This is a genomic window from Actinotalea solisilvae, from assembly GCF_016464425.1.
GTDB classification, from domain to species: domain Bacteria; phylum Actinomycetota; class Actinomycetes; order Actinomycetales; family Cellulomonadaceae; genus Actinotalea; species Actinotalea solisilvae.
Genome location: NZ_JADDKQ010000035.1, coordinates 14,596 through 27,265, shown reverse-complemented (window position 1 = coordinate 27,265; position 12,670 = coordinate 14,596). Strand labels below are relative to the sequence as shown.

Annotated in this window: 8 protein-coding genes and 1 pseudogene; 5 read left to right on the top strand and 4 right to left on the bottom strand. The window is 74.3% G+C overall.

Translation table 11 applies throughout. The features are described 5' to 3' along the window. The 3 genes from JIG38_RS19595 to JIG38_RS19585 form a co-directional block, all read left to right on the top strand. Positions 1-1,287 (top strand): MinD/ParA family ATP-binding protein (locus JIG38_RS19595; protein ID WP_233405309.1); only part of this gene is annotated, 1,287 nt, incomplete at its 5' end. A gap of 44 nt (positions 1,288-1,331) precedes the next feature. Then, the gene (locus JIG38_RS20540; RefSeq protein ID WP_307845050.1) at positions 1,332-1,859 is read left to right on the top strand and encodes a GNAT family N-acetyltransferase; all 528 of its coding nucleotides are present in this window, start codon (positions 1,332-1,334) and stop codon (positions 1,857-1,859) included. Next, a complete protein-coding gene (locus JIG38_RS19585) occupies positions 1,856-2,713 on the top strand; it encodes an SDR family NAD(P)-dependent oxidoreductase (protein ID WP_199425313.1) in 858 nt (285 codons plus the stop codon). Before JIG38_RS20540 ends, JIG38_RS19585 begins: the two co-directional genes overlap by 4 nt. Here the strand turns inward: JIG38_RS19585 and JIG38_RS19580 are convergent. The 3 genes from JIG38_RS19580 to JIG38_RS19570 form a co-directional block, all read right to left on the bottom strand. Further along, complete coding sequence (locus JIG38_RS19580) at positions 2,686-4,668, bottom strand: acyl-CoA dehydrogenase family protein (protein WP_199425312.1); 1,983 nt, start codon at positions 4,666-4,668, stop codon at positions 2,686-2,688. The genes JIG38_RS19585 and JIG38_RS19580 overlap by 28 nt on opposite strands. A 149-nt stretch (positions 4,669-4,817) precedes the next feature. Then, positions 4,818-5,891, bottom strand: coding sequence for a glycosyltransferase family 1 protein (locus JIG38_RS19575; RefSeq protein WP_199425311.1), 1,074 nt, complete (start codon positions 5,889-5,891; stop codon positions 4,818-4,820). 1 nt (position 5,892) lies between these two features. After that, positions 5,893-8,415 (bottom strand): sodium-translocating pyrophosphatase, encoded by a 2,523-nt coding sequence (locus JIG38_RS19570; RefSeq protein WP_233405308.1) that lies wholly within the window; start codon positions 8,413-8,415, stop codon positions 5,893-5,895. A gap of 220 nt (positions 8,416-8,635) precedes the next feature. Here JIG38_RS19570 and ppdK point away from each other — a divergent pair. Beyond that, positions 8,636-11,371 (top strand): annotated as a pseudogene (gene ppdK / locus JIG38_RS19565) (pyruvate, phosphate dikinase); the annotation flags it as partial. Positions 11,372-11,506: 135 nt separating this feature from the next. Here the strand turns inward: ppdK and JIG38_RS19560 are convergent. Beyond that, positions 11,507-12,052, bottom strand: a complete 546-nt coding sequence (locus tag JIG38_RS19560) for a protein-L-isoaspartate O-methyltransferase family protein (RefSeq protein WP_199425316.1) — start codon at positions 12,050-12,052, stop codon at positions 11,507-11,509. Positions 12,053-12,174: 122 nt separating this feature from the next. Between JIG38_RS19560 and JIG38_RS19555 the strand changes: the two genes are divergently transcribed. Then, positions 12,175-12,615 (top strand): OsmC family peroxiredoxin, encoded by a 441-nt coding sequence (locus JIG38_RS19555; protein WP_199425309.1) that lies wholly within the window; start codon positions 12,175-12,177, stop codon positions 12,613-12,615. The last annotated feature ends 55 nt before the right edge of the window (positions 12,616-12,670 follow it).

Sequence of the window (12,670 nt, the reverse complement as noted above, 5' to 3'; positions counted from 1 at the left end):
GGGGCCCCGGCGCCCGCGGCGCTCGGCGGCCCCACGCCGCCGTGGCCCGGCCCGGTCGTCCTGCCGGGCGCGTCCTCGACCGCGGCGTCCGCGGCGGCACGCCAGGGCGGCGCGTCGGCGCCGACACCGCCCGCAACGCCGTCCGCACCCGCGGCGGCGTCGGGTCCGACGGTGCCCCCCGCGCCCGCCGGACCGCCCGCGCCCGCCGGACCGCCAGCGCCCGCCGGACCGCCCGGACCGTCGGGCGTGCCGGCGGTCGCCGCTCGGGCGACCCCCGTCGCGGCGCCCCCGATCGCGGCCGCTCCAGCGGTCACCCCTGGCCCCACGGGCCGCACGGCACGTCCGGGCGAGCCCCTGCCGACGCTCACGGACCTGCTTGCCGCACGGCCCGCGCCCCCCGAAGGGCCCGCGGAGAGCGGCTGGCAGGGCGTGGTGCGGCGCCTCACCGGCGGTCTCGTCGCGCCGGCGCCGGGGCGGACGGAGCAGGCGCGCCGCACCGCGATCGGCGTCGTGCAGCGCAGCCTCGAGGGCCCCAAGACGGTCGTGGTCATCAACCCCAAGGGCGGTGCGCACAAGACGACCGCGACGATGATGCTCGCCGCGACGTTCGGCCTGCACCGCGGCGGCTACACGCTCGCTTGGGACAACAACGAGACCCGCGGCACGCTCGGCTGGCGGTCGCAGCAGTCGCGGCACCACAACACGGCCGTCAACCTCCTGCAGGACCTCGACCGGTTCAACGACCCGGGTTCGGCGCGCGTGGGCGACCTCGACAACTACGTCCGAGCCCAGGGGTCGGCCCAGTTCGACGTGCTCGCGTCCGACGAGGACGCGGCGTCGGCCGCCTCGATCGACGCGTTCGCGTTCCGCTCGCTGCACCGGACGCTGTCGCGGTTCTACCGCGTCATGGTGGTCGACACGGGCAACAACATGCGCGCCTCGAACTGGCAGGCGGCCGTCGAGGCGGCCGACCAGGTCGTCATCGTCTCGACCGTCCGCGAGGACACCGCGCAGTCGGCGGCCTGGGCCGTCGACGCCCTGCGCGCGACGGGGCACGAGGACGTCGTCCGCAAGGCGGTCACGGTGCTCTCCGCGCCAGCCGCCGAGCGCGACGACGCGCTCGCGCGACGCCTGCACGAGCACTTCGGGCGTCTCACGCGCACGGTGCTCGACGTCCCGTACGACCCGTCGCTCGTCGCCGGCCGGCCGATCGACTACGACGCCCTCTCGCAGCACACGCGCGACGCGTGGCTGCACGTCACGGCGGCCGTGGCCGAGGGGCTGTGACCGGACCGGCGCCACGCGTCGCGACCGCCGGGGACGCGGAGGCCGTGGCCGACCTCGTGCACGCGGCCTACCGCAGCGAGGAGAGCCGGCGGGGCTGGACCACCGAGAGCCACCTCGTGGGCGGGCAGCGGGTCGACGCCACGATGGTCCGGGACCTCGTCGCGGCGGACGACGGCGTCGTGCTCGTGCTCGACGCGCCGAAGCCCGGCGCGGGCGACGCCGCGGCCGAGCCGGCCGTCCCGCTCCTCGCCTGCTGCCACGTCGAGCGCCGGGAGCGGACCGCCTACGTCGGCATGTTCGCCGTGCGCCCCGCGCTCCAGGGCCGCGGGCTCGGGCGCCGCATGCTCGCGGCCGCCGAGGACCAGGCCCGCGCGTGGTCGCTGACGACCCTCGAGCTCACCGTGCTCGACCACCGCCCCGAGCTGCTCGCGTGGTACGAGCGCTGCGGCTTCGCGCTCACCGGCGTCCGGCACCCGTTCCCGTACGGCGACGACCGGTTCGGCCTCCCGCAGCGGCCGGACCTCGCGCTCCTCGGCATGACCAAGCAGCTCGACCCCGGAGGCACCGCATGAGCGAGCCTGACGACCGTCGCCCGGCCGCTGTCACCGCGCCCCGCACGGCGCTCGTCACGGGCGCGGGCCGGGGCATCGGCCGCGGCCTGGCCCTGGGCCTGGCGCGGCACGGGTTCCGCGTCGCGCTGCTCGGCCGCACGCGCGAGCACCTCGAGAGCGTCGCCGCCGAGGTGGGCGACGCCGGCGGCGAGGGAGCGGTCGCCGCCGTCCTGCCCGTGGACGTCACCGACGCGGCCGGGGTGCGCGCGGCGGTGGCGCGCGCCGAGGAGGCGCTCGCGGACGACGGCGGCCTCGGCCTGCTGGTCAACAACGCGGGCGTCATCGAGCGCCAGGAGGTGCCGTTCGCCGACGACGACCCCGAGGACCTGTGGCGGGTGGTCGAGACCAACGTGCGCGGCCCGGTGCTCGTCACGCACGCCGCCCTGCCCGGCATGCTCGCGCGCGGCGGCGGGCGCGTCGTCAACCTCAACTCCGGCGCGGCGTTCCGGGCCTCGCCCGCCTACACGGGCTACGGCCTCAGCAAGGGCGCGCTCGCGCGGTTCACGATGATCCTCGACACGCAGTACCGCGACGCCGGCCTGCGCGTCTTCGACCTCGCGCCGGGCGTCGTCGCCACCGACATGACCGCAAGCATGCCGACCTGGGACGGCCGCACCGAGTGGACGCCCGTCGAGGCGAGCGTCGAGCTCCTCGTGGGCATCGCCGACGGCGCCCTCGACGCGCTCTCGGGCAGGTTCGTCCGCGCGGGCGCCGACACGGTCGCCTCGCTCCTCGCGCGCGCGGACGACGTCGTCGAGCGCGACGCGCGCCGCCTGCGGCTCGTGCCCTACGGCCCCGACGACCCCGCGGTCTGAGACCGCTCGGCGATCCATGGCCCGGTGCCCTCGGACGTGTCGAGGACGCCGCGCTCGAGGAAGGTCAGCTCGCCCGCGAGCACGGCGCGCGCGAGCCGGCGGTCGGCCGCGTCGTCGTTGCGGCTCAGGCGCCGGAACAGCGCGTCCGCGCGGGCGCGCGCCTGGCGGCTGAAGGCGTCCGCGAGCACCTGGGCGGCCTTCCCGTCGACCGGGTCCTGCGCGCGGATCGCCTCGGCCCGCACGCACGCGGCGGTGATGGCGAAGAGCTCGGCACCGATGTCGACGACGCGCCCGAGCAGGACCTGGCGCTGCTCGAGCCGCGCCTGCCACCGCGCCATCGCGTAGAACGTCTGCCGCGCGAGCGCGCGCGACGAGCGCTCGACGTAGCGCAGGTGGGTCGCGAGCGGACCGAGGTCCCCGTACGCCGTGGGTCGCATGCCCTCGCCGACGACGAGGGTCGGCAGCCAGCGCGCGTAGAAGCCTGTCGCGCGCACGGCCGCACGCGCCTTGGCCGGGAGGGCGGCGTCGGCGGACGCGAGGTCGCCCGCCGCCGCGAGGTGGGTGTCGACCGCCTCGCGCGCGATGAGCAGGCGCATGATCTCCGACGACCCCTCGAAGATGCGGTTGATGCGCATGTCGCGCAGCAGCTGCTCGACGGGGACCGCGCGCTCGCCGCGTGCCCGGAGCGAGTCGGCCGTCTCGAAGCCGCGGCCGCCACGTACCTGGACCAGCTCGTCCGCGACCCGCCACGCGAGCTCGCTCGACCACAGCTTCGCGAGCGCGGCCTCGATCCGGACGTCCTTCTGGCCGGCGTCGGCCAGCGCGGCCGACACCTCGAAGACCGACTCGAGCCCGTACGCCGTCGCCGCGATGAACGAGAGCTTGGCGGCGACGGCCTCGTGCTCGCCGACCGGCCGACCCCACTGGACCCGCGCGCCGGACCACTCGCGCGCGATCTTGAGCGACCACTTGCCCGCACCGGCGCAGATCGCGGGGATCGAGAGGCGTCCGGTGTTGAGCGTGCTCAGCGCGATGCGCAGGCCCTGGCCCTCGACCCCGAGCAGGTTCTCGGCGGGCACGCGGACCCCGTCGAAGCGCGTGACGCCGTTCTCCATCCCGCGCAGGCCCATGAACCGGTTGCGGTGCTCGACGGTGATGCCGGGCGAGTCCGCCTCGACGACGAACGCCGAGATCCCGCCGCGGTGCCCCTCGCTCCGCGGCACGGCGGCCATGACGACGAGCAGCTCGGCGATCGGGCCGTTCGTGGTCCAGAGCTTGGTCCCGTCGAGGACGTAGGCGCCGTCGCCGGTCGGCGTCGCGCTCGTGCGCAGGCGCGCCGGGTCGGAGCCGACGTCGGGCTCCGTGAGGAGGAAGGCGGAGATCGCGCCCGCGGCGCAGCGGGGCAGGTAGGCGCGCTTCTGCGCGTCCGTGCCGAACATCCGCACCGGCTCGGGGACGCCGATGGACTGGTGCGCCGAGAGCAGCGCGCCGAGGCACGGGTGCACCGAGCTGACGAGCATGAGCGCGCGGCCGTAGTCCACCAGCGAGAGCCCGAGGCCCCCGTGCTCGCGCGGGATCTTGATGCCGAACGCGCCGAGGGCCGCCAGGCCGTCGAGGTACTCCTGGGGGACGGCGTCGTCGCGCTCGATCCGCAGGCCGTCGAACGTGCGGCACAGGCCCTCGAGGCGCTCGAGGAACGCGGCGCCGCGCGCGGCCCGCTCCCCGTCCGGGCGGGGGAGCGGGTGGACCAGGGAGAAGTCGACCGCGCCGAGGTAGAGGCCCTTCGCGAAGCTCGGTCGCTCCCATCCCTGCTCGCGCGCGTGCTCGGCGACCGCGCGCGAGACCTTCTCCGTCACGGCCGGCGTGCCGCCGGGGACGGTGGCGGAGGCCGGCTCCGTCGCGTCGGTCTCGGGGCGCGGCGTCCCCGTGCCCTGCGATGTCGTGTCGGTGCCCATCCCAACCCCCTTGCCGGGTCCGGGCCCGCGGGCGAGGCCCACTGCTCGCGATGCTACTCACGGGTAACAACCGCGACCAGGGTCAGGCGGGCACCGGCGCCGCACGTCCGGTGCGGCCGTCGGTGCCCGGGCGGGCCTCCGTCAGCGGGTCAGGGGGCCGCGAGCGCGGGGACGGGCACGCCGAACCACTCGTGGACGCGCTCGGCGATCGCGTGCTCGAACATGTCGTCGTCGTGCCGCGCGCGCAGCCACTGCGCGAAGCTGCCGCCGGCGGCCTCGTCGAGCTCACGCCGGCACGCCGCCGTGTCGACGACCGCGCGCATGAGCATCGCCTCGGCCTCGGCGGGCGTCCGGTAGAGGAACGGGTAGGCGTCGGGCAGGATCGCGCGCGCCCACGGCAGGTCCGGGAAGACCCCGACCGCGCCCGCGACGAGCGCCTCGATGTACTCGAGGCCGTACGACTCCTCCGTGGCGGTCGCCAGGAACGCCGTCGTGCGGGCGAGCGCCTCCCAGTAGCCCTCACGCGTCGCCGTGAGCGGGCCGACCCACGCCCACTCGCGCCGCGAGAGCCGCATCGCGGCCTCGGAGACGAGGTGCGTCTCGTGCAGGCGCGCTTCCACGCGGATCGGCGTGCGCCGCGCGACGCGCTCGACGACGTCGAGGAACAGGCCGGGCTGCTTGCGCTCGGAGAGGTAGATCGCGGGGTAGAGCACGACCGGGACCTCGGGCTCCTGGCGGGGCTGGACGTGCTCGAGCCGGATGCCGAGGTTGACCCACGCGATCCGCGCCTCGTCCGCGAGCGTCGGGATCGTCCACGCCCGCACGATCTCGCGCACCTCGCCGGCCGTGCGCTCCGAGTTGGCGAAGGTCGGGAACAGCGCGCACGAGAGGGCGAGCGCCGCGCGGTCGACCGTCTCGGTGTGCTCGGACGCCGTCCACCACACGAAGTTCATCACCTGCGGCTCGGCGCACGTGCGGCGCAGCGTGCGCCAGACGGCCGTCGAGTCGACGACGTCCATCGTGATGACGACCGTGTCGCTCGCGTCGAGCAGCTCGAGCGGCACGACGTCGAACCCGTCGCCGCGCCGGGGCCCCGGGCCCACGAGCAGCGCGTCCGGGAACACCCGCAGCAGGCGGCGGACCAGGGTGGCGCCGGCGTCGTGGCCGAAGACGTGGCCGTCCGCGTCGACCAGGGCGTCCGCCCAGCGGATCGCGACACGCATCTCACTCACCTGCCTTGACGAGCTCGGACTCGGTGGCGGAGGGCTCGGTGGCGGAGGGCTCGGTGGCGGAGGGCTCGGTGGCGGACGGCTCGGTCCGCGCGGCGGGCGCGCTGCCGGCGTCGGGCGCGGGCTCGAGGGTGGGCGCGTCACCCGTGTCCTCGAGCGAGGTGCGGATCCGCATGCCGTAGAACGACCGGTGCACGAAGAACGACATCGCGAGGAAGAACACGGCCGCGAGCACGACGACGAGCGTGTGCCGCCCCTGCGCCTCGAGGCTCACCGCGAGCTCGACCGCGAGCAGGCCGAAGAGCGTCGTGAACTTGATGACCGGGTTGAGGGCCACGGACGACGTGTCCTTGTACGGGTCGCCCACCGTGTCGCCCACGATCGTCGCGTCGTGCAGCTGCGTGCCCTTGGCGTGCAGGTCGACCTCGACGATCTTCTTCGCGTTGTCCCACGCGCCGCCGGCGTTGGCCATGAAGATCGCCTGGTAGAGCCCGAAGACGGCGATCGAGACCAGGTAGCCGATGAAGAAGAACGGCTCGACGAACGCGAAGGACAGGGTCGCGAAGAAGAGGCCGAGGAACATCGTGAGCATGCCCTGCTGGGCGTACTGGGTGCAGATCTCGACGACGCGGCGCGAGTCGGCCTCGCTCGCGCGCGACGAGCCGTCGAGGCGGATCGTCGTGCGGATGAACTCGACCGCGCGGTAGGCGCCCGTGGTGACCGCCTGGATCGACGCGCCGGTGAACCAGAACACGACGGCGCCGCCCGTGACGATCCCGAGCAGGAACGGCGGGTGCAGCAGCGAGAGGTTCTCGAGGCCGGTCGTCAGCCCCGCGGTGAGAGTCATGATGATCGAGAAGATCATGGTCGTCGCACCGACGACGGCCGTGCCGATGAGCACCGGCTTGGCGGTCGCCTTGAAGGTGTTCCCGGCGCCGTCGTTCTCCTCGAGCATCGCCTTGGCGCGGTCCCAGCGGACCGGGGTGCCGAGCAGCGCCTCGGACTCGGCGCCGGACGCGTCGACGTCCTCGATCATCGAGAGCTCGTAGACGCTCTGCGCGTTGTCGGTCACCGGGCCGTAGGAGTCGACCGCGATGGTGACCGGGCCCATACCGAGGAAGCCGAAGGCCACGAGGCCGAACGCGAACACCGCGGGCGCGATCATGAGGGTGCCGAGGCCCGTGCCGGCGAGGAGCGCCGCTCCGCCCATGAGGCCGACGATCGCCATGCCCAGCCAGTAGGCCGACATGTTGCCCGCGACGAGGCCGGACAGGATGGTGAGCGACGCCCCGCCCTGCCGCGAGCTCTTGACGACCTCGCGCACGTGCTTCGAGCCGGTGGACGTGAACGCCTTGACGAGCTCCGGGATGACCGCGCCGGCGACGGTGCCGAAGGAGACGATGGTCGCCAGCCGCCACCAGACGTCGCCGTCGCCCATGCCGCCGAGCAGGGCCCACGTCGTGAGGTACGTCGTCGCGATGCACACGGCCGAGGTGAGCCACACGAGCGTCGACAGCGGCGTCTCGAAGTTCATCCGCTCGGCGCGCGCCCAGCGCGCCCGGGCCCAGGCGTCGTTGACGAGGTACGAGACGGCCGACGCGATGACCATGACCGCGCGGACCACGAAGATCCACACGAGCAGGCTCGCCTGGACGGCGGGGTCGCCGACCGCGAGCAGGATGAAGGTGATGAGCGCGACGCCGGTGACGCCGTAGGTCTCGAACCCGTCCGCGCTCGGGCCGACCGAGTCGCCCGCGTTGTCGCCCGTGCAGTCCGCGATGACGCCGGGGTTGCGGGCGTCGTCCTCCTTGATCTTGAACGCGATCTTCATGAGGTCGGAGCCGATGTCGGCGATCTTGGTGAAGATGCCGCCCGCGATGCGCAGCGCGGCCGCACCGAGCGACTCGCCGATCGCGAAGCCGATGAAGCACGCGCCCGCGAGGTCGGCGGGCAGGAACAGCAGGATGACGAGCATCATGAACAGCTCGAGGCTGATGAGGACCATGCCGATCGACATGCCCGACCGCAGGGGGATGCGGTGCAGGGGGAGCGGCTTGCCCGCGAGCGCGACGAACGCCGTGCGCGAGTTCGCGAGCGTGTTGACCCGGATGCCGAACCACGCGACGGAGTACGAGCCGGCCATGCCGATGAGGCTGAACGCGATGACGACGGCGACCCGTCCCCACGGGAGCCCGACGAGCACGCCGTAGTAGACGACGATGACGGCCGCGATGAAGCCCCAGAGCACGAGCAGGAACCGGCCCTGCTTGACCAGGTAGGCCTGGCAGGTCGAGTAGATGAGCTCGGAGACCTCGCGCATCGCGGGGTGCACGGGCAGCCGGCTCAGGCCGCGGTAGGCGACCGCGCCGAAGCCCAGACCGAGGGCGCACACGAGCAGGCCGACGAGGAGCAGGGCGCGCCCGCTCATCCCGAAGGCACTGACCTGGGCGAGGTCCGGCAGGACGAGGCTGACCTCGCCACCGGGCTCACCCGTTCGGACCGACCACGCTCCGTGCATCGCCATACCTCTCGACCGGAGGACCGGCAGGCCATCCGTGGGTCCCAGACCACGGCCCGTCGGGCGTCGCGCACCTCCACGCTAGGAGCCTGTGACCCCCGTCACCCGGGACCTCCGGCGCAGGGCCCAAGGTCCTTCCGGGTGGGGTCGGACCGGGCGCACCCTGGTGCGAGGCGACGCCGGCAACGGGGCGGGCGTCGGTGCGCAGAGAGGCGCGACCGTGGCGACCTACGTGTTCGACTTCAGTGAGGGTGACAAGGACCAGAAGGACCTCCTGGGGGGCAAGGGGGCGAACCTCGCCGAGATGACCCGGCTGGGCCTGCCCGTCCCGCCGGGCTTCACGATCACGACGGAGGCCTGTCGCCGCTACCGCGCGACCGGCGAGCTCCCGCCCGAGCTGCGCGTCGAGGTGACGATGGCCCTGCGCCGGCTCGAGGACACCCTGGGCCGCTCGCTCGGCGACTTCCACGACCCCCTGCTCGTCTCCGTGCGCTCGGGCGCGAAGTTCTCGATGCCCGGGATGATGGAGACGGTCCTCAACATCGGGCTCAACGACGCGTCCGTGCAGGGCCTCATCAAGTTCTCGGGCGACGAGCGGTTCGCGTGGGACTCCTACCGCCGCCTCATCCAGATGTTCGGCAAGACCGTCCTCGACATCGACGGCGACCGGTTCGCCGGCGCGCTCGACGCCAAGAAGGCCGCGCGCAAGGTGAGCGCGGACACCGACCTCACCGCGGCCGACCTGCAGGAGCTCGTCGACGAGTTCAAGGCGATCGTGCGCGACGAGACGGGGCGCGAGTTCCCCCAGCACCCGCGCGAGCAGCTCGACCTCGCCATCGAGGCCGTGTTCGGCTCGTGGGACACCGACCGCGCGCGCCTGTACCGCCGGCGCGAGCGGATCGCGGACGACCTGGGCACCGCCGTCAACGTCGTGAGCATGGTCTTCGGCAACCTCGGCGCCGACTCCGGCACGGGCGTGTGCTTCACGCGCGACCCCGCGACCGGCAAGCCGGGCGTCTACGGCGACTACCTGCCCAACGCGCAGGGCGAGGACGTCGTCGCGGGCATCCGCAACACGCTCACGCTCGCCGACCTCGAGATGCTCGACCCGACGTCGTACGCCGAGCTGCGCCAGGCGATGCGCCGGCTCGAGACGCACTACCGCGACCTGTGCGACATCGAGTTCACCATCGAGCGCGGCAAGCTCTGGATGCTGCAGACGCGCGTGGGCAAGCGCACGGCCGCGGCGGCGTTCCGGATCGCGACGCAGCTCGTCGACGAGCACCTCATCACGCTCGACGAGGCGCTCGAGCGCGTGACCGGCGCCCAGCTGAGCAAGCTGATGTTCCCGCAGTTCGACGCCGACGCCGAGCGCACGCTGCTCGCGACGGGCATGGCCGCCTCGCCCGGTGCGGCGGTCGGCAAGGCCGTCTTCGACTCGCCGACGGCGCAGGAATGGGCGGCCCGCGGCGAGGACGTCGTGCTCGTCCGGCGCGAGACCAACCCCGACGACCTCGGCGGCATGATCGCCGCCGTCGGCGTGCTGACCTCGCGCGGCGGCAAGACGTCGCACGCGGCCGTCGTCGCGCGCGGCATGGGCACGACGTGCGTCGTCGGCGCCGAGAAGCTCGAGGTCGACGTCGCGGCGCGGTGCTTCACGGTGGGCGAGCGCGTCGTGCGCGAGGGCGACGTCATCGCCATCGACGGCTCGAGCGGCGAGATCTTCCTCGGCGCGGTGCCCGTGGTCCCGTCGCCCGTGGTGCAGTACCTCGAGGACGGGCTCGAGGCCGCCGTCGACGCGGCGCGCGACGAGGACACGGCCGAGGTCGTCTCCGCGGTGCACCGGGTCCTCACGCACGCGGACACCGTCCGCCGGCTGCGCGTGCACGCGAACGCCGACACCGCCGACGACGCCCGCCGCGCACGCACGTGGGGGGCGCAGGGCATCGGCCTGTGCCGTACGGAGCACATGTTCCTCGGCGAGCGCCGCGTGCTCATCGAGCGTCTCGTCCTCGCGGTCAGCGACGAGGAGCGTCAGGCCGCGCTCGACGCGCTGCTGCCGCTCCAGCGCGCGGACTTCGTCGACATCCTCGAGGAGATGGACGGGCTGCCGACGACGATCCGGCTCATCGACCCGCCGCTGCACGAGTTCCTGCCCGACCTCACGGACCTCTCGGTCCGGGTCGCGGTGGGTGCCGAGCGCGAGGCGCGCGGCGAGCTCGACGACGACGAGCTCGCGGCCCTCGAGCGCGACCGGGTGCTGCTGCCGGCCGTCCGGCGGATGCACGAGGTCAACCCCATGCTCGGCCTCCGCGGCGTCCGGCTCGGCATCGTGGTGCCGGGACTCTTCGCGCTGCAGATCCGCGCGGTCGCCGAGGCGGCGGCCGAGCGGCTGCGGGCCGGCGGGCGACCGCACGCGGAGATCATGGTGCCACTGGCGGCGTCGGTCATGGAGCTCCACCTCGTGCGCGAGGAGGCCGAGCGGATCCTCGCGGAGGTCGAGGAGCGTGAGGGGGTCGCCCTGCACGTCGCGATCGGCGCGATGATCGAGCTGCCGCGTGCGGCGCTCACGGCCGACCGGATGGCGGGCGTCGCGGAGTTCTTCTCGTTCGGCACCAACGACCTCACCCAGACGACGTGGGGCTTCTCGCGCGACGACGTCGAGGGGGCGTTCTTCGCCGAGTACACCGAGCGCGGCGTCATCAGCGTGTCGCCGTTCGAGACGCTCGACGCCACGGGGGTGGGCCGGCTCGTCCGGATGGCGGTCGAGGAGGGCCGCACCGCGCGGCCCGACATCGTGCTCGGCGTGTGCGGCGAGCACGGCGGCGACCCGGAGTCGGTGCACTTCTTCCACGAGGTGGGCCTGGACTACGTGAGCTGCTCGCCGTTCCGCGTGCCCGTCGCGCGCCTCGAGGCGGGCCGCGCCGCGGTCGTCACGACGGCGAGCGACACCCGCGCCCCCCCGCCTGCCCCCGCCCCCCCCCCGCGGCCGGAGCCCCGGGGGCGCTGGTTCCCGTCGAGGTCGCTGGTTGCAGCCAGCGACCTCGGCGCGGACCAGCGACCTCGGCGTGGGTGCGTGGGGGTGGGGGCGTCAGCGGAGGGGGACGAAGCGGTAGGCGCCGTGGCGGCGGATCGTCACGGCCTCGGGGCCCGGGCCGTGGCGGTCGACCGTGAGCATCTCGCCGCGGACCGGGACGACCATGCGGCCGCCGACGCCGACCTGCGCCACGAGCGCCGCGGGCAGCTCGCGCGCCTCGGCGCTGACGAGCACGCGGTCGTACGGCGCGCCCTCCGGGACGCCGAGCACACCCGGGCGCGCGGCGACGACGCGCGCCCAGGGCTGCGCCGTCGCCTCGACGTTCGCTCCGCCCCATGCGACGAGCTCGGGCTCGAGCTCGACGCCGACGACGTCGCCGCCCGGCCCGACGAGGTGCGCGAGCAGCGCCGTCGTCCAGCCCGAGCCCGAGCCGACGTCGAGCACGTGCGCGCCGGCCGGCACGTCGAGCTCGCGCAGCATGCGGGCGACCGTGCTGGGCTGCGAGCTCGTCTGGCCGTGGCCGATCGGCAGCGGCTGGTCCTCGTGCGCCCGACGCCGCTCGTGGCGGCGCAGGAACCCGGTGCGCGGGCAGGCGCGCATGGCGCGCGCGACCCTGTCGGCGCCGCCGTCGCCGTCGCCCGACCCCGTGCTCACGTCGCGCCCCCCACCGGGCGCGGATAGCGTCGAGAGGTCCCAGTCATCGCACCTCCTGGAGGATCTCCATGGCCACCACGCGCACCGCCCGGACCGCCTGGAACGGCTCGCTCGCCGACGGCGGCGGTCAGGTCGAGCTCACCAGCTCCAAGGTAGGCACGTTCGACGTCTCCTGGCCCCGGCGCGTCTCGGAGGACGCGGCATCGGTCACGAGCCCCGAGGAGCTGATCGCTGCGGCGCACTCGTCCTGCTTCGCGATGCAGTTCTCCGCGCTCCTGGGCGAGGCCGGCGGCACGGTCCACAGCCTCGAGGTCACTGCCGACGTCGGCTTCGGCCCCGACCCCGCGGGTGGCTTCCACCTCACCGGCATCGCGCTGACCGTGCGGGGCGAGGTCGACGGCGTCGACGCCGCGACGTTCGAGAAGACGGCCGAGGACGCCAAGGCGAGCTGCCCCGTGAGCAAGGCCCTCACCGGCGTCGCCATCACCCTCGACGCCGCCCTCGCCTGACCCACCCACGCAGACTGGAGCGGAGCGGCCCCGACACGCGCGCGTGTCGGGGCCG